At 30.0% G+C, this 22,474-nt stretch carries 29 protein-coding genes and 1 riboswitch; of the genes, 24 read left to right on the top strand and 5 right to left on the bottom strand.

Annotation, left to right across the window (positions count from 1 at the left end; genetic code table 11):
- Positions 1–63 precede the first annotated feature (63 nt).
- Together LQ608_RS00650 and LQ608_RS00645 are read left to right on the top strand one after the other, a co-directional pair.
- Positions 64–945: a metal ABC transporter permease gene (locus LQ608_RS00650; protein ID WP_078356536.1), complete on the top strand. Its 882-nt coding sequence runs from the start codon at positions 64–66 to the stop codon at positions 943–945.
- Positions 908–1,321, top strand: a complete 414-nt coding sequence (locus LQ608_RS00645; RefSeq protein ID WP_239749181.1) for a Fur family transcriptional regulator — start codon at positions 908–910, stop codon at positions 1,319–1,321. The genes LQ608_RS00650 and LQ608_RS00645 overlap by 38 nt, the downstream gene beginning before the upstream one ends.
- Positions 1,322–1,778: 457 nt before the next feature.
- On the opposite strand, the gene LQ608_RS00640 is transcribed toward LQ608_RS00645, so the two are convergent.
- The 3 genes from LQ608_RS00640 to LQ608_RS00630 form a co-directional block, all read right to left on the bottom strand.
- Positions 1,779–2,342: a 5' nucleotidase, NT5C type gene (locus LQ608_RS00640; RefSeq protein WP_239734386.1), complete on the bottom strand. Its 564-nt coding sequence runs from the start codon at positions 2,340–2,342 to the stop codon at positions 1,779–1,781.
- Between the two features lie 71 nt (positions 2,343–2,413).
- Positions 2,414–3,514, bottom strand: coding sequence for a flavodoxin-dependent (E)-4-hydroxy-3-methylbut-2-enyl-diphosphate synthase (gene ispG, locus LQ608_RS00635; RefSeq protein ID WP_078356539.1), 1,101 nt, complete (start codon positions 3,512–3,514; stop codon positions 2,414–2,416).
- A gap of 29 nt (positions 3,515–3,543) precedes the next feature.
- Entirely contained in the window at positions 3,544–4,302 is a 759-nt protein-coding gene (locus LQ608_RS00630) for a DUF1189 family protein (protein WP_239749180.1), read from the bottom strand.
- Positions 4,303–4,466: 164 nt separating this feature from the next.
- Here LQ608_RS00630 and LQ608_RS00625 point away from each other — a divergent pair, with 164 nt between their 5' ends.
- The 13 genes from LQ608_RS00625 to LQ608_RS00565 all read left to right on the top strand — a co-directional run bounded on the left by LQ608_RS00625 (position 4,467) and on the right by LQ608_RS00565 (position 15,656).
- Entirely contained in the window at positions 4,467–5,069 is a 603-nt protein-coding gene (locus LQ608_RS00625) for a superoxide dismutase (protein ID WP_078356541.1), read from the top strand.
- Between the two features lie 136 nt (positions 5,070–5,205).
- The gene (locus LQ608_RS00620; RefSeq protein ID WP_239749179.1) at positions 5,206–7,251 is read left to right on the top strand and encodes a peptidoglycan D,D-transpeptidase FtsI family protein; all 2,046 of its coding nucleotides are present in this window, start codon (positions 5,206–5,208) and stop codon (positions 7,249–7,251) included.
- Between the two features lie 179 nt (positions 7,252–7,430).
- Complete coding sequence (locus LQ608_RS00615) at positions 7,431–8,384, top strand: PstS family phosphate ABC transporter substrate-binding protein (RefSeq protein WP_239749178.1); 954 nt, start codon at positions 7,431–7,433, stop codon at positions 8,382–8,384.
- Between the two features lie 66 nt (positions 8,385–8,450).
- Positions 8,451–9,380: a phosphate ABC transporter permease subunit PstC gene (pstC, locus tag LQ608_RS00610; RefSeq protein ID WP_078356544.1), complete on the top strand. Its 930-nt coding sequence runs from the start codon at positions 8,451–8,453 to the stop codon at positions 9,378–9,380.
- 1 nt (position 9,381) lies between these two features.
- The gene (gene pstA / locus LQ608_RS00605) at positions 9,382–10,284 is read left to right on the top strand and encodes a phosphate ABC transporter permease PstA (RefSeq protein ID WP_239749177.1); all 903 of its coding nucleotides are present in this window, start codon (positions 9,382–9,384) and stop codon (positions 10,282–10,284) included.
- Between the two features lie 77 nt (positions 10,285–10,361).
- Positions 10,362–11,150: a phosphate ABC transporter ATP-binding protein PstB gene (gene pstB, locus LQ608_RS00600; RefSeq protein ID WP_239749370.1), complete on the top strand. Its 789-nt coding sequence runs from the start codon at positions 10,362–10,364 to the stop codon at positions 11,148–11,150.
- Position 11,151: 1 nt separating this feature from the next.
- The gene (gene phoU, locus LQ608_RS00595; RefSeq protein WP_078356547.1) at positions 11,152–11,799 is read left to right on the top strand and encodes a phosphate signaling complex protein PhoU; all 648 of its coding nucleotides are present in this window, start codon (positions 11,152–11,154) and stop codon (positions 11,797–11,799) included.
- 76 nt (positions 11,800–11,875) lie between these two features.
- Entirely contained in the window at positions 11,876–12,025 is a 150-nt protein-coding gene (rpmG, locus tag LQ608_RS00590; protein WP_016911879.1) for a 50S ribosomal protein L33, read from the top strand.
- Between the two features lie 150 nt (positions 12,026–12,175).
- A complete protein-coding gene (locus tag LQ608_RS00585) occupies positions 12,176–12,730 on the top strand; it encodes a 5-formyltetrahydrofolate cyclo-ligase (RefSeq protein ID WP_239749176.1) in 555 nt (184 codons plus the stop codon).
- A complete protein-coding gene (locus LQ608_RS00580; RefSeq protein ID WP_078356549.1) occupies positions 12,731–14,179 on the top strand; it encodes a rhomboid family intramembrane serine protease in 1,449 nt (482 codons plus the stop codon).
- 3 nt (positions 14,180–14,182) lie between these two features.
- Positions 14,183–14,374 (top strand): YqgQ family protein, encoded by a 192-nt coding sequence (locus tag LQ608_RS00575; protein WP_078356550.1) that lies wholly within the window; start codon positions 14,183–14,185, stop codon positions 14,372–14,374.
- Positions 14,371–15,342, top strand: a complete 972-nt coding sequence (locus LQ608_RS00570; RefSeq protein ID WP_239749175.1) for an ROK family glucokinase — start codon at positions 14,371–14,373, stop codon at positions 15,340–15,342. The genes LQ608_RS00575 and LQ608_RS00570 overlap by 4 nt, the downstream gene beginning before the upstream one ends.
- On the top strand, positions 15,342–15,656 hold the full coding sequence (locus LQ608_RS00565; protein ID WP_078356552.1) for an MTH1187 family thiamine-binding protein: 315 nt from the start codon (positions 15,342–15,344) through the stop codon (positions 15,654–15,656). Before LQ608_RS00570 ends, LQ608_RS00565 begins: the two co-directional genes overlap by 1 nt.
- Positions 15,657–15,685: 29 nt before the next feature.
- Here the strand turns inward: LQ608_RS00565 and LQ608_RS00560 are convergent, their stop codons facing one another.
- Complete coding sequence (locus LQ608_RS00560; protein WP_078356553.1) at positions 15,686–15,925, bottom strand: DUF2759 domain-containing protein; 240 nt, start codon at positions 15,923–15,925, stop codon at positions 15,686–15,688.
- A gap of 99 nt (positions 15,926–16,024) precedes the next feature.
- Between LQ608_RS00560 and LQ608_RS00555 the strand changes: the two genes are divergently transcribed.
- Entirely contained in the window at positions 16,025–16,657 is a 633-nt protein-coding gene (locus tag LQ608_RS00555; protein WP_239749174.1) for an MBL fold metallo-hydrolase, read from the top strand.
- Between the two features lie 36 nt (positions 16,658–16,693).
- On the opposite strand, the gene LQ608_RS00550 is transcribed toward LQ608_RS00555, so the two are convergent.
- Positions 16,694–16,939 (bottom strand): DUF2626 family protein, encoded by a 246-nt coding sequence (locus LQ608_RS00550; protein ID WP_078356555.1) that lies wholly within the window; start codon positions 16,937–16,939, stop codon positions 16,694–16,696.
- Between the two features lie 152 nt (positions 16,940–17,091).
- Here LQ608_RS00550 and comGA point away from each other — a divergent pair, with 152 nt between their 5' ends.
- The 8 genes from comGA to gcvT all read left to right on the top strand — a co-directional run bounded on the left by comGA (position 17,092) and on the right by gcvT (position 22,464).
- Positions 17,092–17,994: a competence type IV pilus ATPase ComGA gene (comGA, locus tag LQ608_RS00545; RefSeq protein WP_239749173.1), complete on the top strand. Its 903-nt coding sequence runs from the start codon at positions 17,092–17,094 to the stop codon at positions 17,992–17,994.
- Positions 17,987–19,024 carry a competence type IV pilus assembly protein ComGB gene (gene comGB / locus LQ608_RS00540; RefSeq protein WP_078356557.1) on the top strand — a complete coding sequence of 346 codons (1,038 nt, stop codon included), beginning with the start codon at positions 17,987–17,989 and terminating at the stop codon, positions 19,022–19,024. The genes comGA and comGB overlap by 8 nt, the downstream gene beginning before the upstream one ends.
- A 13-nt stretch (positions 19,025–19,037) precedes the next feature.
- Entirely contained in the window at positions 19,038–19,355 is a 318-nt protein-coding gene (gene comGC / locus LQ608_RS00535) for a competence type IV pilus major pilin ComGC (RefSeq protein ID WP_107509991.1), read from the top strand.
- Positions 19,355–19,780 (top strand): competence type IV pilus minor pilin ComGD, encoded by a 426-nt coding sequence (gene comGD / locus LQ608_RS00530; protein ID WP_078356559.1) that lies wholly within the window; start codon positions 19,355–19,357, stop codon positions 19,778–19,780. Before comGC ends, comGD begins: the two co-directional genes overlap by 1 nt.
- On the top strand, positions 19,770–20,048 hold the full coding sequence (gene comGE, locus LQ608_RS00525; RefSeq protein ID WP_239749172.1) for a competence type IV pilus minor pilin ComGE: 279 nt from the start codon (positions 19,770–19,772) through the stop codon (positions 20,046–20,048). Before comGD ends, comGE begins: the two co-directional genes overlap by 11 nt.
- Entirely contained in the window at positions 20,023–20,457 is a 435-nt protein-coding gene (comGF, locus tag LQ608_RS00520) for a competence type IV pilus minor pilin ComGF (protein WP_239749171.1), read from the top strand. The genes comGE and comGF overlap by 26 nt, the downstream gene beginning before the upstream one ends.
- A gap of 237 nt (positions 20,458–20,694) precedes the next feature.
- Positions 20,695–21,183: a shikimate kinase gene (locus LQ608_RS00515; RefSeq protein ID WP_239749170.1), complete on the top strand. Its 489-nt coding sequence runs from the start codon at positions 20,695–20,697 to the stop codon at positions 21,181–21,183.
- A 16-nt stretch (positions 21,184–21,199) separates the two neighbouring features.
- A riboswitch (glycine riboswitch) is annotated at positions 21,200–21,295 on the top strand.
- A gap of 80 nt (positions 21,296–21,375) precedes the next feature.
- Positions 21,376–22,464 (top strand): glycine cleavage system aminomethyltransferase GcvT, encoded by a 1,089-nt coding sequence (gcvT, locus tag LQ608_RS00510; protein ID WP_239749369.1) that lies wholly within the window; start codon positions 21,376–21,378, stop codon positions 22,462–22,464.
- The last annotated feature ends 10 nt before the right edge of the window (positions 22,465–22,474 follow it).

Raw genomic sequence — 22,474 nt, 5'->3', positions numbered from 1 at the left:
GTGAGATTGAGTACTTTAATAATATAAGTTCTTTAAACCTCCTATATGTGGGGTGTTTAAAGAATGATTGATGCGTTTTTAAATTTTGATTTTATAAGATATTCATTTATAAGTGGTGTCTTAGTTGGTTTAATTGCACCTCTAATCGGTGCATTTATTGTAGTTAGAAGATTATCGCTTATTGCAGATGCTTTAAGCCATGTTACTTTAGGTGGTATTTCAATGGGATTATTCTTAATGAGTATTAGTCCATTGTTTGCTTCCATTAACCCGATTTGGTTCGGTATTATATTTTCAATAGCTGGTGCTTTACTCATTGAACAATTAAGAACTGAATATAAACATTATCAAGAAATCGCTATACCGATTATTATGAGTGGTGGTATTGGTGTAAGTGTAATCTTCATTTCATTAGCTAATGGATTTAACCAAGATTTATTTGGATATTTATTTGGTTCTATTAGCGCAGTAAATATGAGTGATTTATTTACAATCATTATTATTACTTTAATCGTGTTAATTTTTGTCATGTTATTGTATAAATCACTTTTCGTACTATCTTTTGATGAAGAATATTCAAAAGTAATAGGGATGCCTAAATGGATTCAACTCTTATTTATAGTTATTGTTGCATTGGTTATCTCGGCTTCAATGAGAGTAGTAGGGATATTACTTGTAAGTAGTTTAATGACATTGCCAGTAGCTACTAGTATGAGACTTGCGAAAGGATTTAAACAATTAATTGCACTAAGTATTATATTTGGTGAATTATCTGTCATTGTTGGTCTGATACTTTCCTTCTATTTGAATATTTCACCTGGAGGTATTATAGTAGGATTGTTAATTATAGAATTACTTGCAAGTATTGCATATAGTAAAGTATTGATAAAAAAAGGAGGCTATCATCTTGAAAGTAGACGAAGCCATTCAAATATTGAAGAATGATGGTCATAAGTATACAAATAAACGACGTGATATCATTTCTTTATTCGTTAACGAAGATAAATATATAACAGCAAAATATATACAAGAAGCTTTAAAAGATGATTATGCAGGTTTGTCTTTCGATACAATTTATCGTAATTTATACTTATTTAAAGATTTAAATATAATTGAAAGTACTGAAATTGACGGTGAAATGAAGTTTCGTATTTCATGTCAAAGCCATCACCATCATCACTTTATATGTGAGTCGTGTGGAACAACAAAAGTCATCGATTTCTGTCCAATGGATTCAATAAAGCAACAACTACCAAACGTAGAAATTTCATCACATAAACTTGAGGTATATGGTAAATGTGAGAATTGTAAAACAGTATAAAATAAATAAGCATATCACTTAACTGATTTTTTAGTTTACAGTGATATGCTTATTTTTTAATATCTTACGATTTTGTACGTACATGCTTGCCTAGGGGTATGGTTCGAGCCTGTAGTCTCTCACACATACTATTCCCTCAGGCGTCCGCACTTACAAAATCGTTCTCAATATCTATTTTTTATATAGAAAAAAGGTGGATCTATATGCAACTACAGTTTGTTTTTTTAATAACTAGATTATTAAACATAGAATCAGTTCTTGAATGAATCCCAACTATATAATAAACATTTAATTAATGTTTGGCATTTTTTAGAGCTGACTCCTGCGGGAAAAGCATGATTCGAAGACTACAGGCTGAGAACATGCCCGCGGAAAGCATGCGCATAAAAAATGCCAACAAAGTCTAAGACTTTGTCGACATTCAAATGGTAGTTCTAAGAGTTAACTAAATGATTTATTATAATTTATTTAATAATGGAGATACTTCATGCCAACTGTTTATTCTATATATACCAGATTGAAGTTCTTTTTGATTATATGGTGTGTCGAATAAAAATACTGGAATATTTAATTGATGATTGATATCTTCAGCATTGTCTAATTTATCTTCAAAAAATACATCTATATTCTGATTTTTAGTTACTTCTAATTTGTTATGACTACCTGTTAATGTAATTTGATCAAATGGTATGTTATGCAAATTAAACCATTCTTTTGTTATGTCTTCTAAATAGTTATGCCTGGCACTTATATAATATAGTTCATATTGATATTGAAGTTGGCTTAAAATATCTTTAGCTCCTTCTGCAACAGGAGAGTTTTGGTAAATATATGATTCATTGTTTTTAAACCAGTTAAGCATTTCTTCTTCTTCACAATTTAAGACATTTGCTAAATTGTATTCTGTAATATCTTCATATTTCAATTGTTCATTAAAGTCTCTTTGTAAATAAGGGACAAATGTTTTTGGGCAAGTGACAGTCCCATCTATATCTATTCCTAGTCTTGGTTTTTGGTTCATAAAAATCACCTTTATATATTATTTAATGAAAGGCTGGGACAAATTAATTGTCTCAGCCTCAAACATTATATTTATGAGTTTTGAATTTCTTTATTTTGTTCCATTTCTAAAGCAAGTTTATCTATTTCTTTTTTTAATTCGTCTACCATTGTTTCTTCTGGTACTTTACGAACTGTTTTACCTTTCATAAATAAAAGGCCTTCACCTCGAGCACCAGCAATACCTATATCGGCTTCTCTTGCTTCTCCTGGACCGTTTACTGCACATCCAAGAACGGCTACTTTAAGAGGCACTTGAAGATTAGAGATATATTCTTCTACTTCATTAGCTATAGATATTAAATCTATTTCTATACGTCCACAAGTAGGGCAAGCAATCAATGTTGCAGCATTACTTGCTAAACCGAATGCTTTAAGTAGTGATTTTGCTACTTTAACTTCTTCTACTGGATCTGCTGATAAAGAAATACGACAAGTATTACCTATACCTAAACTTAAGATTGCACCTAAGCCTGCAGACGATTTAACTGTACCATTGAAAAGCGTACCACTTTCTGTAATGCCAAGATGTAATGGGTAATTAAAAGCTTGTGCAGCTTTCGTATATGCCTCTATGGCTAGATTAACATCACTGGCTTTCATTGAAACGATGATATCATGAAAATCTAGATCTTCTAGTATTTTTATATGATGCAAGGCACTTTCAACCATACCATCTGCGGTAGGGTAACCATATTTTTTAATAATATGCTTTTCTAATGATCCAGCATTGACACCAATTCTAATAGGAATCCCTTTTTCTTTACACGCTTTAACAACCGCTTCAACTTTTTCTCGTCTACCAATATTTCCAGGATTAATACGAATCTTATCTGCGCCATTTTCAATAGCAATCAAAGCAAGTTTATAGTTGAAATGAATATCAACAACTAATGGAATGTTTATTTGAGCTTTAATATCTTTAATTGCATATGCGTCTTCTTCGTTTGGACAAGCGACACGAACAATTTGGCAACCAGCTTCTTCTAAACGTTTAATTTCTGCTACTGTTGCTTCGACATCATATGTTTTTGTAGTAGTCATACTTTGAATAACGACTTCATCTGAACCGCCAATCGTTAAATCCCCAACTTTAACAGGCCTAGTTTTAGTACGATGAATGATTTCTGACATGATAAGACTCCTTTGTATATATTTGCTTATTATTTTACATTAGCATGTTTCTTTCCATTTGGTAAGTAAAATACTGTTATGAGAATACCAATCACAATTATACACCATGAAACAATCATTAATAAAGTATTCGACGCAACTATACCTAATAAGAGTACTAAAGTTGGAAGCGTTATTATAAATGTCATCATTTTAAACCATGTCATGTATCGTGTTTTCTTTCGAAGTAACATACCTAATAAATGACCTGCTAACGCTAGAATACCAATTTTAATTGATAGACTGATAAATTGAATTATTAATAAGAATACAATTATCATACTTAAATAGAAGTACTTGGAATCATTGATCGTATCTATGAACTTAATTAAATCGTCTTGATCAGTGACAACAGTTGATAAAGAACCGTAACTGATTTCGGTATAGTCATTGTAATTAGATATTTCAATATGGTCAGGTTTGAAAACGATAAGATGATTAGCTTCCATATTAAATTGATTAGAACTTGTGAAAATAATGGACTGTTTATCGTTCATTTTGATGTTTTTGTCAGAAGATAAAATCATTTTGTTATTTTCTATTTTAAAATTAGGTATTTCATCTACTTGTTCATTTGCTAGGGTGGATAAGTTTTGAGTGATTTGTATGTATTGAACTGTATTAGGTAATATTAATATAAAACTGAGTAATAGAATATGTAGAAATATGTATCTTAATTTAGTTATTCTGAACATAGGATATTTATTAGGGTGTTTAAATAACCTTTTTAGTTCTTTCATGTACTGCATAATTTCACCTCTTCTTGACTCAATAATAATGATAAAAAACAAGAGTTGCAACATGATAAGTTAGAAAACAAAATTTTTTAAATATTATATAAACAAATTGTTTGTTATAAAACTTTAATCTTGATAAGATAAGTATGTAAAACAAATGAGGAGGATGATTTTTTATGGCTTTTGAATTACCAAAATTACCATATGCATATGATGCATTAGAACCACACATCGACAAAGAAACTATGGAGATTCACCATACGAAACACCATAACACTTATGTAACAAAGCTAAATGATGCAGTTAAAGGTACAGATTTAGAAAGTAAATCTATCGAAGACATCGTTAAGAATTTAAATTCAGTTCCAGACGATATTCGTACTGCAGTTCAAAACAATGGTGGCGGACATTATAATCACTCATTATTCTGGGAACTATTAACTCCAAATGCTTCTGAACCTTCAGGAGAAGTTGTTGACGCAATTAGTTCTACATTCGGTTCATTAGACAAATTCAAAGAAGAATTTGCAGCTGCTGCAGCTGGCCGTTTCGGTTCAGGTTGGGCATGGTTAGTTGTAGATAACGGTGAATTAGCAATCGTTTCAACTCCAAACCAAGACAATCCTATTTCAGAAGGTAAACTTCCAGTATTAGGTTTAGATGTTTGGGAACATGCTTACTACTTAAACTATCAAAATAGACGTCCAGACTACATTAATGCATTCTGGAATGTTGTTAATTGGGATAAAGTTAACGAATTATATCAAGCAGCAAAATAATTCGACTATCTAATAGAGGCCGGGACAATTTTATTGTCTCGGCTTTTTTTATAAAATTTTAACTTTATCAATAGCAATGTACGTCATAATCATATATGATGAAATTATTAATATAGAGTTACAAAGGTAGGTTTAGTTGTTGAAACGAGTAAAAAAGAAATCTAAAGAAGAAGCATTTCGCCTTTTAATGAACAAACGAGTAAGTCTTATATTAGCAGTTGTAGTCATATTGTTTTCTGTACTCATAATGCGTTTAGGTTACTTGCAAATTGTTAAAGGTGGAGAATACAAAAGGACAATTGATAGTACGGAATCAATTACAGTTAATGAATCCGTACCTAGAGGACGTATCTATGATAGAAATGGCAAAGTTTTAGTAGATAACGAATCTAAAAAAGCAATTACATATACGAGAGATAGAAGAACAAGTCAGGATGATATTTTAGAAATCGCTGAAAAACTATCCCATTTAATGAAGATGGACACATCAAATATTACGGTTCGAGATAAACAAGACTTTTGGATTTTAAGAAATCAAGATGAAGTTCAAAAATTAATGAAGGATGAACAAGCTTTATTCTCAGATGGCAATATTAGCCAGGAAGAATATGATGAAGCACTATATAACAAAGTTACTTCTAAATATACAAATACTCTATCAAAAAAAGATTTGCAAATTCTGGCAATCTTTAGAGAAATGAATGGAGGCTCTCAACTTAGCCCTGTAGTTATAAAAAATGAAGGTGTGAAAAATGATGAATATGCAGCTGTATCACAACACTTATCAGAACTACCAGGAGTTAATACAACTATGGATTGGGAAAGACGATATCCATATGGAGAAACTTTAAGAACATTATTTGGTAATGTATCTAGTAAAGAAGAAGGATTACCAAAAGAGCTTGTTAATGATTATTTAGCTAAAGGTTATTCTAGAAATGATAGAGTAGGTAAATCATATTTAGAATATCAATACGAAGATATATTAAAGGGTTCTAAGAAAAAAATGAAATACGTTACAGATAAATCTGGAAAGATTACAAGTTCAGAAGTAATATCAGAAGGATCCAGAGGTAATGATTTAGTATTAACTATAGATATTGATTTACAGAAAAAAGTAGAAGAGTATGTAGATAAGCATATTGAGTCATTGCGTAGTGAAGGCGCAAAAGATATGGATAGAGTTATGGTAGTTGTACAAGATCCAAGAAATGGAGACGTCTTAGCGATGGCGGGTCGAGATATTGATGAAAACGGAGAAATTACTGATAATCATATCGGTAACTTTACTAGTCAATATACGGTAGGTTCATCAGTTAAAGGTGCAACGTTACTTACGGGTTACCAAAATGGCGTTTTAGATGTTGGAGATACAATGGTCGATGAACCATTGAAATTCAATGGTGGATTAACTAAACGTTCTTATTTCAACCAAGACGGTAAAAAGACAATAACTGATGCTGAAGCATTAATGCATTCTTCAAACGTATTCATGTATAAAACAGCACTTTTACTAGCAGATTCACCGTATAGAAACGGTATGTCTTTACCAACAGATGTTGAACAAGCTGGAATAAAATTACGTAAAGGACTTAATCAAGTTGGATTAGGCGTAAAAACAGGTATTGATTTACCAAACGAGTCAGCAGGTCAAATAGAACCTATTAAAGATAACCCAGGTAACTATATTGATTTAGCTATTGGACAATTTGATACTTATACACCAATACAACTGTCCCAATATGCAGCAACAATTGCTAATGATGGATATAGGTTAAAACCACACTTAGCTAAAGAAATAAGAAATTCTACAAATGAAGATTCACTTGGACCTATTAAAAAGTCTTTTAAAGGTGAAGTGATGAACAAAGTAAATAATAGTGATAAAGAAATCAAACAAGTACAAAAAGGTTTTGATATGGCATTTAATGAAGAAGAAGGAACTGGATATTCTAGTTTTAATGATACTGTTGTAAGATCTGCAGGTAAAACAGGTACAGCTGAAGTGTTTAAAGATGGAAAACCAAAAGTAAATTCTACTTATGTTGGTTATGCTCCAGCAAAAAATCCAGAACTATCATTCTCAATAACTTACACAAATCAACCAGTACCAGAACCATGGTTACCAGGTGGAGATTTAGGTAGAGATATTATAAATTACTATTTTAAAGATAAAAAATAATAACAGATATAATGATAAGGCTGAGACAATGTAATTGTCTCAGTTTTTTTGCGTTAAATTAAAACGTTTACATAAAATGTTAACACAAAATTTACATTCAATTTATTTGTACTTAATAAAGAAAATGTAAAGTAAAGGTGTAATAAAGATTAAGGTGTTATTAATTAGGAGGATTTAACATGAAAAAGTGGCAATTAATTGGATCAACAACGGCTTTGAGTTCTGCACTTCTATTAGGAGCTTGTGGTGGAGCAGCTGAAAAATCTGGTTCAGGGGATACTAAATCTTCAGATGATAAAAAATTAAGTGGTGAAGTTAAAGGTGACGGTTCATCTACTGTTGCACCAGTAATGGAAAAAATAAATGAAGATTTTTCTGCTGAGCAACCTGATGTTTCAGTTTCAATCGGTGTATCAGGAACAGGTGGAGGATTTGAGAAATTTATCGCGGGTGAGACAGATTTCTCAAATGCATCTAGAGATATTAAAGATGAAGAAAAAGAAAAATTAAAAAAAGAAAAAATTGATTATACTGAGTTTAAAGTTGCTCAAGATGGTTTAACTGTAGCAGTTAATAAAGACAATGACTTTGTAGAAGAACTAAGCATGGACGAACTTGCAAAAATTTATAGCGGGAAAGCTAAAACTTGGAAAGATGTTAATTCAAAATTCCCAGATAAAAAAATTAAAGCCTTTTCTCCTGACCAATCACACGGGACATACGACTTCTTTAGTGAAGAAGTATTAGATGAAAAAGATCTTCAATCAGAGAAAAATGCTGATACAAACGTAATTGTTAAATCTGTACAAGATAACAAAGATTCTATCGGATTCTTTGGATACAATTTCTATCAAGAAAATAAAGATTCACTTAAAGCAGTGAAAATTAAAGGTGATAAAGGTAAAGCAGTAGAACCTACTGATGAATCTGTTAATGACGGTTCTTACCCATTAAGTAGACCACTATTCGTATATGCGAAGAATAAATCATTAGAAGATAACGATGCATTCTACGGATTCATGGAATATGTTATTGATAACTCAGCTGATGCTGCTAAAGATGCAGGATACGTTCCATTGAAAGATGAAGAATACAAAAAAGACAAAGAAACTTTAGAAAAGTTTAAAAAATAATCATTAATAAATCAATACAAAGGGCGCTTAATTGTCGCCCTTTTTCAAAATGAAGGAGTTATTTTTATGAAAGAACAAAGTTCAGTACAGGAACTTATAAAACGAAATAATAATAACAAAGGGAAAGTTTTTGCTGACAAAGCTGTTCCAATTGTTTTATTACTAATAGCTTCAGTTTCTGTACTTACAACAATCGGGATATTGTTTACACTAGTTACTGAAACGGTAACATTTTTTACAAGAGTAAATCCATTTGAATTTTTATTTACTAAGGATTGGGCACCATTTTCTTCTGATCCTAAATATGGAATATTCGCTCTTATATTAGGTACTTTAAAAGTTACTGCTGTTGCTACTATATTTGCAGTACCAGTTGGATTAGGAGCAGCACTTTATTTAAGTGAGTATGCTTCAGACAGATCAAGAAGATTGATTAAACCTGTTTTAGAAATATTGGCAGGTATTCCTACAATTGTGTATGGTTTCTTTGCCTTAACATTTGTTACACCTATATTACGAGGGATATTCCCTGATTTAGGTAGCTTTAACTCAATTAGTCCTGGTTTAGTTGTGGGGGTCATGATTATACCAATGATTACAAGTATGAGTGAAGATGCTATGAGTTCAGTGCCAGAATCGATTAAAGAGGGTGCACTTGGTTTAGGTGCAACAAAATTTGAACTAGCTACAAAAATTGTATTTCCAGCAGCTTTATCAGGGATTATTGCATCTATTGTATTGGCAATCTCAAGAGCAATTGGAGAGACGATGATAGTATCATTAGCAGCTGGTAGTACACCAGATTCAAGCTTTAGCTTAATTGGTTCAATACAAACGATGACAGGATTTATCGTTCAAGTTGCTACTGGTGACGCAACATATGGTTCGGATATTTATTATAGTATTTATGCGGTTGGTTTCACATTGTTTATATTCACTTTCATTATGAATATTATTTCTCAGTGGATTACTAAGCGCTTTAGAGAGGAGTATTAATATGTCAGAAGTGAATTTAGTTGATCAAACCGTTGTTCAAAAAAAATTACCAACGAGATTATTGAAAAATAAAGTAATCAAATCGATATTTTTTGTATGTACCTTAATTGGATTAATCGTATTAGCTATACTGCTTTTTGACATATTTAAAAAAGGGATTCCTTATCTAAGTACTGATTTCTTCACTAACTTTTCTTCTACTTCACCTGAACGAGCTGGTATTAAAGGTGCTTTAATAGGAACACTTTGGCTAATGATGACGATTGCACCTATATCAATTATTTTAGGTGTGGGTACAGCAATTTATATGGTTGAATATGCAAAAGAAAATTGGTTTACGAAATTTATTAGAGTAAATATATCGAATCTAGCTGGTGTACCATCAGTTGTATTTGGTTTATTAGGATTAACGATATTTGTTCGTGGAGCAGGGATTGAGAATTTATCATTAGGCAAAACAGTTATTGCAGCTGCTTTAACAATGTCATTAATGATTCTTCCTATAATAATTGTAGCTAGTCAAGAAGCGATTAAATCAGTTCCTTCTTCGATTAGAGAAGCATCATTAGGTTTAGGAAGTACTAAATGGCAAACGATTAAAAATATTGTATTACCTGCGTCTATACCAGGTATTTTGACAGGAACAATCCTTGCGTTGTCAAGAGCTCTTGGTGAAACAGCACCATTGGTTGTAATAGGTATACCTGCAATATTAATGAAAACGCCAAATAGTATTTTTGAATCATTCCAAGCATTGCCGATGCAAATATACAATTGGGCTAAATTGCCACAAGCCGAATTCCAATTTGTATCATCAGCAGCAATTATTGTTCTACTCGTAATATTAATTCTTATGAACTCAGTTGCAATTTACATTAGAAATAAATATCAAAGAAAACTATAAAATCAAAATGAAGAGGGGTCATTAAAATGACAGACGTAAAAATTAGAGATTTATCTCAAAATATATCTTCAAATGAAATGACAAAGAATAAAGAAATAGCGGTTGAAGATAAAAATATTGTATATAAAACGAATAACCTAGACTTATGGTATGGTGATTTTCACGCATTAAAAAATATTAATCTTGATATCACTGAGAACGAAGTAACAGCGATAATTGGTCCATCAGGTTGTGGTAAATCAACTTATATTAAAACATTAAATAGAATGATCGAGTTAATTCCAAGTGTTAAAACATCTGGTGAAATCATTTATAGAGATAAAAATATTTTTGATAAAAAATATAGTGTTGAAGAATTAAGAACGAATGTAGGTATGGTATTCCAAAAACCAAATCCATTTCCTAAGTCTATTTACGACAATATAACTTATGGACCAAGAATTCATGGAATTACGGATAAAAAAGTATTAGACGAAATTGTTGAACGTTCTTTAAAAGGTGCAGCTATATGGGATGAATGTAAAGATAGACTTGATAAAAATGCGTATGGACTATCTGGTGGACAACAACAAAGAATTTGTATCGCTAGATGTTTAGCAATAGAGCCAGATGTAATTTTAATGGATGAACCAACATCTGCATTAGATCCTATTTCTACATTAAAAGTTGAAGAACTTGTTCAAGACTTAAAATCAAAATACTCAATTATTATCGTGACACATAATATGCAACAAGCTGCTAGAATTTCAGACAAGACAGCATTCTTCTTAAATGGATATGTAAATGAATTTGATGAAACGAATAAAATTTTCTCAAATCCAAGTGATAAGAAAACTGAAGACTATATTTCTGGGAGATTTGGTTAATATGGTTATTAGAGAAAAATACGAAGGCGAGTTAAACTTACTTATTGAAGATTTGTTTAAACTTGGCAAAGAAGTTTATAATATGATTGAGCAATCCATTTCCGTTCTTAGTGATGAGAAAAAAGATAATGCTAGAAATCTAATTGCATATGATAAAAAAATTAATCAAATGGAATATGATATCAATGAAAAAGTCGTTATGTTAATTACAAAACAGCAACCAATTGCCACTGATTTACGTGTAATGATTTCAGCTTTAAAAATTGCTTCAGAGCTAGAAAGAATGGCAGATAACTCAACTAATATAGCTCAAATTAGAAAAAGAGCTAAAATTACTGATTATTTTATATTAATGAGACTAAAAACAATGGGTAAATTGGCTATGTTAATGCTTAGAGATCTAGAAACTGCTGTTAATAATAAAGATATATTATTAATTAAAGAAATCATTGAACGTGATGATGATATTGATGATTTGTATAAAGAGATTAATAATACGACTTATTTAATAGACAATGACCCATTCATTTCTGCACAAGCACACTTAGCTGCAAGATATTTAGAAAGAATTGGAGATCACATTACAAATATTAGTGAAAGCTGTTATTATTATATTACAGGCAAACACTATGAAGCCGTTGAAAAATAATACTGGAATTATATAACCATAGATGGTATTATAATAAGGTCGTATATTAATTGAAATAAGAATAGGAGGGTTCATCATGCGCGTAAATGTAACTTTAGCATGTACTGATTGTGGTGAAAGAAACTACATCTCTAAAAAGAATAAACGTAATAACCCAGAGCGAATTGAAATGAAAAAATATTGTGCTCGTGACGGTAAACACACTCTTCATAGAGAAACAAAATAGTAAAACGAACAAGAACACATTGCCAGCTTTGGTAATGTGTTTTTTATTCGTTTTTAGGAGACCTACAACTACCTTTCACAGTATTTCTTGTGTTATCATTAAATGTATAAAATGGTAAAAATGAAATAATAATTGGGAAGTGTTAAACTCATGACGATGAAGAAAGATTTGAGAAAAGAAATATTAGGTTTGATGAAAAATCAACAAAAGTCTCAGAAGGACGATTATGATTTTAATTTACATGAACAATTATATACGCACTATAAATATCAAAATGCAAATTCTGTAGCTATTGTAATGAGCATGGATCATGAAGTAGATACTTTGCCAATTATCCAAAAAATATTAAAGGATAATAAAAAGGTTTATGTACCTACAACAAATTACAACACAAAAATGATGAAATTCCAGCGATTAACAGATTTAGAGTCAATTGCAATAGACGAAAAAGGCATTAAATTTATAGATAAAGAAACAGAAATAGAGGACAATATTGATTTGATAATTGTACCTGGTGTAGTATTTAATAATGAAGGTTATAGAATTGGTTATGGTGGTGGTTATTATGATAAGTTCTTATCTCAATATAGTGGAGATACGCTTAGCTTAGTATACCCATTCCAAATTAAATCTTTTGAATATGAAGAACATGATATACCTGTTGAAGAAATTATATTACCAAACGTTTTAAATGGAGAAGAATAAATGGATAAAATAAAGCAAATGTGGAAATCGATTTATTATTTAGTATATACAGAAGGGTTTAACATTTTATCGATTGATGAAGATGAATCAGAAATTTGGTTAACGCATGAATCTAAAAAAATCGTTAAAAGATTTATACATAAGACCCCGACACATCAAGAAGTTGATTTTGATTTTGAGAAAACAACGGATCATTTAAGCAATTTGATTGAAAGTATAGGGTTTAGTTTTGAACAACTAGATATATACTATGTAACGGATAAAGAAATAGATTTCACAGAGTTTAATCATTATAAGCGTCCTAAAATACGGTATTACGCTTTAAGTAATGTGGAAGATTTTCAAAAAGTTTCAGGGCATTTAATTACTAAGCAGCAAATTAAACGCTCCAAGACATCGGCCGTAACAACTTATAAAAATAAGTTACTTAATGCCAGTTTTATTGATAGTTTTATGTTGAAATTCTCACCAGTTACATATATTTTAGTAGCAATTAATGTGATTGTTTGGTTATCTTTAGTATTAATATTTAATCAAGTAGCGCAAATAAATTTAGTAGATTACGGTGGTCTAGTACATTTTAATGTTGTACATGGGGAATGGTATAGATTATTAACATCTATGTTCTTACATGCCAATTTCACACATCTTATAATGAATGTATTTTCACTTATTATATTTGGTAAATTAATTGAAGGTGCATTAGGATCGGTCAAGATGTTTACGATTTACATGGCATCTGGGCTATTTGCAGGATTAGTATCTTTGAGTATTGATACAGAATCTATATCGATTGGTGCGAGTGGTGCAATATTTGGTTTGATTGGTGCATTTATTGTTTACTTATTTACTAGAAAAAATATAAATAAACAATTTGTATTGCAAACTTTTATTGGAATTGCAATCATTTCACTATTAGCCTTATTTATTAATAATGTGAACCATTTTGCACATTTAGGTGGATTTATAGGTGGTGCTATCCTAATGTATATTATATATCGTTGGATGGAACATGATAAATTCAAATTATATTATATCATTGGGTTTATAGTATTAATTATTATTCTAATCATAGTTATTTTTAGTAGACAGCAGCATTATATATATGATGAATTAACGAAAAATGCTATGAATAACGGTGATTTTGATAGTGCTGAAACAATGGTAAAACAAATAAAAGAAAAAGATTTTGAATCAGATGAAACATATATTTTAAGTGGATTGATTGTTGCAAATAAAACTTCATTAAATGAAGCAATATTAGAATGGGAAAAAGGATTAAAAGTTTTTCCAAAATCTGGACAGTTAAATTATCAATTAGCGCTAGGTTATAGAGCTAAAGACGATTATGATAAAGCCAGTAAATTTATAAATCAATCATTGAAGCTTGATAAAGATAATAAACGCTATAAAGCTTTAAAAAAAGAAATAACTGCATTTAGGAGTTAATATATGGAAAACTTATATGATGTACAACAATTGTTAAAAAAGTTTGGATATATCATTTATTTTAAAAATGAAGATGATCAACTAGAAATGATGGAACAAGAAATCAAAACCATGTATCAATCTATGCTAATTGATAAAGACACATTTTTACAAGCAAGACTCATTATTAACCAAAGAAGGATTGAGAAAAAATGACACATATTTTATCAGCAGATATCGGCGGAACAACATGTAAATTAGGAATATTTGATCGTTCTTTAAATATTGAAGAAAAATGGGAAATTTCTACGAATAGAACTGGAGAAGGTATATTAGAAAACATTTACGATTCATTTATGGTCCATATGAATCGTAAAAATATAGACATTGAAAATATAATCGGTATGGGTCTTGGTGTTCCAGGACCTATCGATTTTGACAATGGTATTGTACATGGTGCAGTTAATTTAAATTGGAAAGGAAATATTGAAGTAAGAAAACTTATGCAACAATATTTTGATGGCCCAGTTTATGTTGATAATGATGCGAATGTAGCAACTTTAGGTGAGAAGTTTAAAGGTGCAGGAAGAAATGAAAGTGATGTCGTATGTATAACACTTGGAACTGGTGTTGGTGGTGGAATTGTATCCAATAGTGAATTAATTCATGGCCATAATGGTTCAGGAGCAGAAATCGGTCACTTTTTAGTAGATCAAAAGAAAAGGTTTCAATGTAATTGTGGATTAAAAGGTTGTTTGGAAACAGTTGCATCTGCAACAGGAGTTATAAATTTAGTTCATCATTATTATCCAAATATTAATATGAAGTCTAGACTACATGAATTAATCGCAAGCAAGAACGTAACGGCTAAAGATGTATTTGATGCTGCTAAAGCTGGTGATGAATTCAGTTTGTTTATTATAGATAAAGTGGCTGGTTACATAGCTTATGCAGCGAGCGTAATTAGTGTTATGACAAATCCAAAGTATATTATAATTGGTGGAGGCGTTAGTAAAGCTGGAGATATTCTTATCGAATTTATTAAAAAGCATTATGAAGAAATGACTTTTAAACCTGCTCAAGAAGATACGCACATTGAAGTAGCACAATTAGGCAATGATGCTGGTATAATTGGTGCAGCTGGCCTTATTAAGACATATGTACTAGAAAAGGAGAATCAATAATGGCAATCGTTGATGTGGTTGTAATACCGGTAGGAACAGAAGGACCGAGTGTGAGCGAATATATTGCAGATATCCAGTTGATTTTAGAAAAACATAAACAATCTGGAAAAATTGATTTCCAACTTACACCTATGAACACTTTAATCGAAGGTGACTTGAAAGATTTATTTGAAGTAATTCAAGAAATTCATGAAAGTCCATTTAATAAAGGATTGGATAGAGTATGTACTAACATAAGAATTGATGATCGAAGAGACAAATCAAGAAAAATGAATGAAAAATTAGAATCAGTTAACAGACATTTAAACAAATAAAAAAAGACGAGTGTAAACTCGTCTTTTCTTTAATGATGCAAAATTGGATAACCGTATGTAAATATTGTTGCTAATGAGAAAAAGCCAAAAGATACTACAGTTATTGCACCAAAAAGAATGCCCAAAATATTTTTGTTTTTGAATGCTGAAATCAAACCAAATATTGCAAGAATAAAAACGGCAAGCATTAATAAAGAGAAAATATTAACGCCGATATGGATTTTTATTCCAAACAACTCAAATAGTTCCCCTGTGTCGATAAATGGCATTCCAATACCCCCAATACGTTTTCTTTTATTATCATATTAATTGTATAATTAATATGTGATTTTGTCGAGGTACTTTTTAAAAAAAGAGGAGGAAATACAATGAAAGTACATAGTTATGCTTTAGGAATAGTTGAAACTAACTGTTATATTATCGAAGGAGATAAGGAACTGCTAGTAATTGATCCGGGTGATAATGGACAATTTATAAACAAACGCATAGAGAAATTCAATAAAAAGTTAAGTGGTATTCTACTTACACATGCTCATTTTGACCATATAGGTGGCATTGATGATGTCGTTAAAAAATATGAAGTCGATGTATATGTTCATAAAGAAGAAAAATCATGGTTAACAGATACAGTGAAAAATGGATCTAAAAAATTCGCAGCATATCAATTACCTCAAGTTGTACAACATACAGTACCTTTAGTAATGGATGAAGGAACTCACAAGATAGGAGAGTTTGAGTTTGAAGCTCTACATACACCAGGGCATTCACCAGGTAGCTTGTCATTCGTTTTTGGTGATTTTGCAATTGTTGGGGATACTTTATTTAAAGGTGGAATAGGTAGAACGGATTTATATAAAGGTGATACTGAAACTTTGATTAAATCAATTGAAGATAAATTATTAGAATTAGATCCCAATACTACAATTTTTCCAGGACATGGTCCCGAATCAACTATTTCTGAAGAAGAAATGACAAATCCATATTTAAATGGGTTTAGTTAAATAAAAAAGCATTACACATAATGTGTAATGCTTTTTTTAATGATGACCGAAGCCTGGCTCTAATAAGAATGTTGAATAATATGTAAATCCAACAAAACATAATACTAAATAAATAGCGAATATATACATATACATTCTTTCTGTTAATTTTAAGTATCCCAATAATACGAAAAATCCTGTCTGAGCTACAAAGAAATACGCCATCATGTCCATTCCTCCGACATAAAACATTGTAGCAAATATAGCAGTCCAGAAGCCTAGAGTTTTATAAACTTTATCCATCTTCTTAAGAACCCCCTCTGTGTTTACTTTCTTATTCACATTTAATTATAAAGTTACTCTATACAAAAGTAAATAGCATTTTTAGCAAATTAAAAACTATCATGGAAGTAATCAGCGAAATTGAAAGCGTTTATATATATGAGGAGGAGATTATGGAGAAATTATTCAAATCAATTATTAATGACGCAGTGAAATTAGAAGCTAGTGATATACATTTTATCCCAGTAATTGCTGATAAGGTTATTGTCCAAATGAGAATCAATGGCGAAAATAATCACTATGATTTATCGATGGATTCGAAGTTGTATAGTAGATTGTTAATTTATATGAAATTCATCTCTCATTTAGATGTAAGTGAAAGGAATAAAGCACAAAGCGGACAATATTTATATGAGCATGAGATAAGTTATTATTTGAGAATATCAACGATACCAATTAGCTTAGGTATTGAATCGTGCGCTATTAGAATAACACCACAATATTTTAGTGAGAGAGGATTTAGTAAGGATGATTTAGATTTTAAAGAAATTAGAAATGAAATATATAATGCTGAAGGATTATTTCTGTTTACTGGTCCCACTGGATCGGGCAAGTCCACATTGATGTATGAATTAATGCATGATTTAAAAAAAGTAAAAAACAAACATATTATCACTATTGAAGATCCAGTTGAACAAACTTTGGATGGTATTGTACAAGTTTCTGTTAATGAAAAAGCAAATATCTCTTATAATCAGTCATTCAAAGCCATTTTAAGGTGTGATCCTGATGTCATTATGATAGGTGAAATTAGAGATAAAGAAACTGCTAAACAAGTTATTCAAGCAAGTTTAAGCGGTCATTTAGTACTTTCAACAATGCATGCTAAAAATAATATTGGCGCAATACACAGGTTAATCGAATTAGGTATTACTACTGAACAAATTAAACAAGGTATATCATGTATCGCAAATCAGCGCTTAGTTAAACAAAATGACTCCAGTCGCAGTAGAGTTATGACTTATTTATTCAATGATGACATTGTTAAGTATATGGTGTGTGATTTTAATGAATAAAGGCAATGTCTTAAAAAAAGAAAAAGTATTATATCTAATAAGACTTTCAGACATGTTGAAACAAGGTTTTACCTTGTTAGAAGCAATTCAATTATTGAATGATCAATTTCCTCAATTGTCTAAAAAAGAATTAAAGATAAAAGTAATTGGACTAGTCAAAGATACTGGACAATTACACGAAGTTCTAAAATTTTTAAATTATCCTCAAGTAATCTTAACTCAAATATATTTTGGTGAACAATATGGAAACTTGATTGAAACAGTTGATCATTCCATTTTATATTTAAGAAAAATTGAGCAAGTAAAAGAAAGATTTATAAAAACAATTCAATATCCTGCTTTATTATTCTGCATTTTTTTCATGTTATTAGCTGCAGTAAATCAGACAATCATTCCTCAATTTAGTGAAATATACGAATCTATGAATGTTGAAATTTCAACTTCATTAAAAGTAATAACGACAATTTTTTCTTATTTACCCACAACTATTTTTACATTGTTTTTAAGTTTAGTACTTATTCTCCTCATTATTTACTTAAATTATAGTAGTAAAGACGTATCTAAAAGAATTTCATTCTCCAATAAAATACCTTTAATAAACAAATATATATCTATGTATCATTCATATAGAATATCTAGGGACTTTTCATTTTTTATACAAAACGGAATAACGCTTAATAAAATAATTGAAATATACATGATGCAAACAAAAGATAGCTTTTTAAAGTACATTGGCTTATCAATAAATAAATCTATGGAAAAAGGTGAATCGTTCCCGGATGCGATAAAAAAATTAGGATGTTTCGAGGAGCATTTAATTCATTATATTAAACACGGAGAAAATAAATCAAAGTTAGATATGGAATTGCATTATTTCAGTGTATTTATGTTAGACAAACTAGAAAAAACTTTTATAAAACATTTGAAATGGATTCAGCCAATTGTATTTGGCATTTTAGCATTACTCATTATAACGCTTTATTTAATTATAATTTTACCAATGTTGCAGATGGTAGAAGGAATAAAATGAAAGGGTGTAATAGATGAAAAGTTTTAAATTATTTTGTAAAAAAGAAGGTTTCACACTAGTAGAAATGTTGATAGTACTTTTAATCATAAGTATCTTGTTGATAATCATCATTCCTAACATTAGTAAGCAATCGGAAACAGTTAAAAGTACTGGTTGTCAAGCTCAAGTAAAGATGGTAGCTGGACAAGTTGAAGCTTATACGTTAAAGCATGATGCTAAACCGAATTCTGTAAATGATTTAGTAAGTGATGGTTATATCAATGATAAACAGCTTACTTGTAAATCAGGCGAAAGAATAACTTTGCAAAATGGCGAAGTAGTTGCTAATTAATGTGCAATAAAGGATTTACTTTAATTGAAATGATATTTGTAATTTCAATTTTAAGCATGATTATGATGTTAACAATGTTCTTATCAATTAATGCAATCGATAAAGTTGATTTAACAAATGGAATATATGATTTAGAAACAAAGTTAGAGTATTTAGAAACAAAATCTATTGCTACAAAAAAGCCGATTTTAGTTTGGTTTAAACCTAATTCAGAGAAAATTTATTATCAAATAGAAAGAAATCAAATTCAGACACTTACATTATATAAAGGAAATATTTCAAAAGATAATAAGTTTACTACGTTAGTATATGATGGTGAAGGAAATATCAATCAGTTTGGTACTTTGAAAATCATTTTTAATAACAAAAAATATAAAATTATATTTCGGATTGAGAAAGGGAGATATAGAATTGTTGAAGAATAATAACGGGTATGTTTTTATAGATTTTATGCTTTCGATATTTATTATCATGTTATTGAGTGGAACTTTATTACCATTAGTGACTTCTTTAAATAAAAATATTGAAAAAGAACATAATAAAATAAAACTATATCAGTTGTTATATCAAACTATTCAATCTCCTAGCGATGATCTCAAATATGATGTAAGGCGATATAAATATTTAAATTTAAAAAATCAAATTTGCTTGGAAGATGAAATGAAAAATGAAAAAGTTTGTGTTAAAAAATAATAAAGGGTTTACTATGATCGAGATGTTGCTGTCTTTATCATTTTTATTAATTATACTCGCGCTTATACCTATATTAATTAAAAGTATTTATACTTTAAAAGATAATGCTATCGACCATACTAATTACGAATTAATCATGTTTAGAAAAGATTTATCTGAAGAAATTAAAGATTGTAAGGTTATCATCGATTATTCAAACACGAGGATAAAGTGTATTCGCAATAGAAACTCAACAGAATACACTTTATTAAATTCAAAAATTTTTAAAAGTATAAACGGTAAAGGTAATATTACATTACTAAATAATGTTGAAAGTTTGAATATACAGCAATTACATCAAAATACCCTCAAATTAGATTTACTGATTAGGAAGGGTGACAAAAAAGTTCATGAAGAAATTTATATTTAAAAATGAAGGATTTATTCTGCCTTTTGTACTAGGGATATTATTTATTTATTCAGCTTTTCTATCATTTTATTTAGTTCAATATAGTTATAAATTAAATATTTATCATAATTTAGAGCAGTACTATCAACGAGAAATAAAAATAATTTTAAATAATAAATAATATTAGACTTTTTATTTTCTGAATAATGAGATAGAATAAAGTTTAAGTTGAAATGTAACAACTAAGGAGTAGATTTAATGTCGATAGTGTTAGTTGGTTTTATGGGTGTTGGCAAAACAACGATAGGTAAATTGTTAAGTGAACATTATGACAGGCCTTTAGTAGATATAGATACTTATATCGTTGAAATTACACAATTACCAATTCCACAAATTTTTGAAAATTTTGGTGAAGCATATTTTAGAGATTTAGAATATAAAGCTTTGCAAAAATGGATTGGTAAAGATGTTATTATTTCAACTGGTGGTGGTATTATAGAATCTGAACTTTCGAAAGATATTTTGAAAGATAATTTGAATACATTCTGGTTAAAATGTGATATTGAAATACTATTTAATAGAATTAATCATGATAATAATAGACCGAATGCAAGAGGTAAATCTTTAAATGAATTAAAAACCTTGTATTCAAAACGAGAATTAAGTTATAATGAAATCGCATACAAACATATTGATGCAAGCAGACCTAAAGAAGTAGTTGCAAGTGAGATTATTGAATCTTTATAAGCATATATAATTGCGAATGATCAAAGTTAGAGAGAGTGAATGTTATATTCATCGCCGAAGGAGCAAACCATTTTTGAGTGAATCTCTCAGGCAAAAGGATAACTTTGTGACGCATTCCTGAAGAGTACTTCAACAGGGTAGCGAAAGCTACCCTGTTTTTTTATTATACATATTTAGAAGGGGAGAGGTATGATGACTACAGAATTAAAGAAAACACCTTTATATCAAACATATATCGATCAAGGTGCTAAAGTTATTGATTTTTCTGGCTGGGCATTACCAGTTCAATTTTCAAGTATTAAAGAGGAACATAATGCTGTAAGAACAAAAGTTGGCATCTTTGATGTTAGCCATATGGGTGAAATTATTGTTACTGGTGAAGAAGCAGATCAATTTGTTCAATATGCTTTAACAAACGATTCTTCAATTTTAAATGAAACGAAAGCACAATATACAACACTTTGTAACGAAAAAGGTGGGGTTGTTGATGATTTAGTTATATATAAATTGGATGAATCAGTTTATTTCTTAGTTGTTAATGCTGGTAATACTGATATAGATTTTGAATGGTTACAAAAAATTGAAGGATTTAATGTAAACATTGAAAATAAATCTTCAGAATATGGTCAATTAGCTATTCAAGGACCAGAAGCTCGCGATTTAATTCAAAAATTAGTAGATGTAAATGTAAGTGAAATGAAAATGTTTGAGTTTCAACAAAAAGTTAGTTTATTTGGTAAAGAAGTTATTTTGTCACAATCAGGTTATACAGGTGAAGATGGCTTTGAAGTATATTGTCAATCTGAAGACACTAAAGAAATTTGGGATGGTTTCATAAGTGAAGGTGTCGTGCCTTGTGGTTTAGGCGCTCGCGATACGCTAAGATTAGAAGCTGCTCTACCGCTACATGGTCAAGACTTATCTGAACAAATCACACCTTATGAAGCAGGTATTGGATTTGCAGTCAAACCTTTAATTGAGGCAGATTTTATTGGTAAGTCTGTTCTTAAAGACCAGAAAGAAAATGGTGCAGAAAGAAAATCAATTGGTATTGAAATGATTGATAAAGGCATACCTAGAACGGATTATAAAATTTTAGATCCTGATAGTAATGAAATTGGATATGTCACATCAGGCACTCAATCGCCATCAACTGGAAAAGCAATAGCAATGGGATTAATCAAGAAAGAAGCGTTTGAATTAGATAAAGACATTTTAATTCAAGTAAGAAAAAGACAAGTAAAAGCTAAAATTGTAAAAAAATCATCATTTAAATCATAGGAGTGAATAA

Origin of the sequence: Mammaliicoccus sp. H-M34, assembly GCF_022386495.1 — a bacterium.
GTDB classification, from domain to species: domain Bacteria; phylum Bacillota; class Bacilli; order Staphylococcales; family Staphylococcaceae; genus Mammaliicoccus; species Mammaliicoccus fleurettii.
Note: the sequence above shows the minus strand (reverse complement) of the source record. Positions and strands in the feature narration are given on the sequence as shown.

What these genes read in the sequence shown, in the direction of transcription:
- LQ608_RS00565 (WP_078356552.1), top strand. Translation starts at nt 15,342, where the DNA reads ATGGCAATCGTTGATGTGGTTGTAATACCGGTAGGAACAGAAGGACCG.
- LQ608_RS00625 (WP_078356541.1), top strand. Translation starts at nt 4,467, where the DNA reads ATGGCTTTTGAATTACCAAAATTACCATATGCATATGATGCATTAGAA.
- pstA (WP_239749177.1), top strand. Translation starts at nt 9,382, where the DNA reads ATGTCAGAAGTGAATTTAGTTGATCAAACCGTTGTTCAAAAAAAATTA.
- LQ608_RS00615 (WP_239749178.1), top strand. Translation starts at nt 7,431, where the DNA reads ATGAAAAAGTGGCAATTAATTGGATCAACAACGGCTTTGAGTTCTGCA.
- comGC (WP_107509991.1), top strand. Translation starts at nt 19,038, where the DNA reads ATGAAAAGTTTTAAATTATTTTGTAAAAAAGAAGGTTTCACACTAGTA.
- LQ608_RS00650 (WP_078356536.1), top strand. Translation starts at nt 64, where the DNA reads ATGATTGATGCGTTTTTAAATTTTGATTTTATAAGATATTCATTTATA.
- phoU (WP_078356547.1), top strand. Translation starts at nt 11,152, where the DNA reads ATGGTTATTAGAGAAAAATACGAAGGCGAGTTAAACTTACTTATTGAA.
- LQ608_RS00575 (WP_078356550.1), top strand. Translation starts at nt 14,183, where the DNA reads ATGGAAAACTTATATGATGTACAACAATTGTTAAAAAAGTTTGGATAT.
- LQ608_RS00560 (WP_078356553.1), bottom strand. Translation starts at nt 15,925, where the DNA reads ATGCCATTTATCGACACAGGGGAACTATTTGAGTTGTTTGGAATAAAA.
- pstB (WP_239749370.1), top strand. Translation starts at nt 10,362, where the DNA reads ATGACAAAGAATAAAGAAATAGCGGTTGAAGATAAAAATATTGTATAT.
- LQ608_RS00585 (WP_239749176.1), top strand. Translation starts at nt 12,176, where the DNA reads ATGACGATGAAGAAAGATTTGAGAAAAGAAATATTAGGTTTGATGAAA.
- LQ608_RS00640 (WP_239734386.1), bottom strand. Translation starts at nt 2,342, where the DNA reads ATGAACCAAAAACCAAGACTAGGAATAGATATAGATGGGACTGTCACT.
- LQ608_RS00630 (WP_239749180.1), bottom strand. Translation starts at nt 4,302, where the DNA reads ATGCAGTACATGAAAGAACTAAAAAGGTTATTTAAACACCCTAATAAA.
- LQ608_RS00515 (WP_239749170.1), top strand. Translation starts at nt 20,695, where the DNA reads ATGTCGATAGTGTTAGTTGGTTTTATGGGTGTTGGCAAAACAACGATA.
- pstC (WP_078356544.1), top strand. Translation starts at nt 8,451, where the DNA reads ATGAAAGAACAAAGTTCAGTACAGGAACTTATAAAACGAAATAATAAT.
- LQ608_RS00550 (WP_078356555.1), bottom strand. Translation starts at nt 16,939, where the DNA reads ATGGATAAAGTTTATAAAACTCTAGGCTTCTGGACTGCTATATTTGCT.
- LQ608_RS00555 (WP_239749174.1), top strand. Translation starts at nt 16,025, where the DNA reads ATGAAAGTACATAGTTATGCTTTAGGAATAGTTGAAACTAACTGTTAT.
- comGD (WP_078356559.1), top strand. Translation starts at nt 19,355, where the DNA reads ATGTGCAATAAAGGATTTACTTTAATTGAAATGATATTTGTAATTTCA.
- comGF (WP_239749171.1), top strand. Translation starts at nt 20,023, where the DNA reads ATGAAAAAGTTTGTGTTAAAAAATAATAAAGGGTTTACTATGATCGAG.
- comGB (WP_078356557.1), top strand. Translation starts at nt 17,987, where the DNA reads ATGAATAAAGGCAATGTCTTAAAAAAAGAAAAAGTATTATATCTAATA.
- comGA (WP_239749173.1), top strand. Translation starts at nt 17,092, where the DNA reads ATGGAGAAATTATTCAAATCAATTATTAATGACGCAGTGAAATTAGAA.
- rpmG (WP_016911879.1), top strand. Translation starts at nt 11,876, where the DNA reads ATGCGCGTAAATGTAACTTTAGCATGTACTGATTGTGGTGAAAGAAAC.
- ispG (WP_078356539.1), bottom strand. Translation starts at nt 3,514, where the DNA reads ATGTCAGAAATCATTCATCGTACTAAAACTAGGCCTGTTAAAGTTGGG.
- LQ608_RS00570 (WP_239749175.1), top strand. Translation starts at nt 14,371, where the DNA reads ATGACACATATTTTATCAGCAGATATCGGCGGAACAACATGTAAATTA.
- LQ608_RS00580 (WP_078356549.1), top strand. Translation starts at nt 12,731, where the DNA reads ATGGATAAAATAAAGCAAATGTGGAAATCGATTTATTATTTAGTATAT.
- gcvT (WP_239749369.1), top strand. Translation starts at nt 21,376, where the DNA reads ATGACTACAGAATTAAAGAAAACACCTTTATATCAAACATATATCGAT.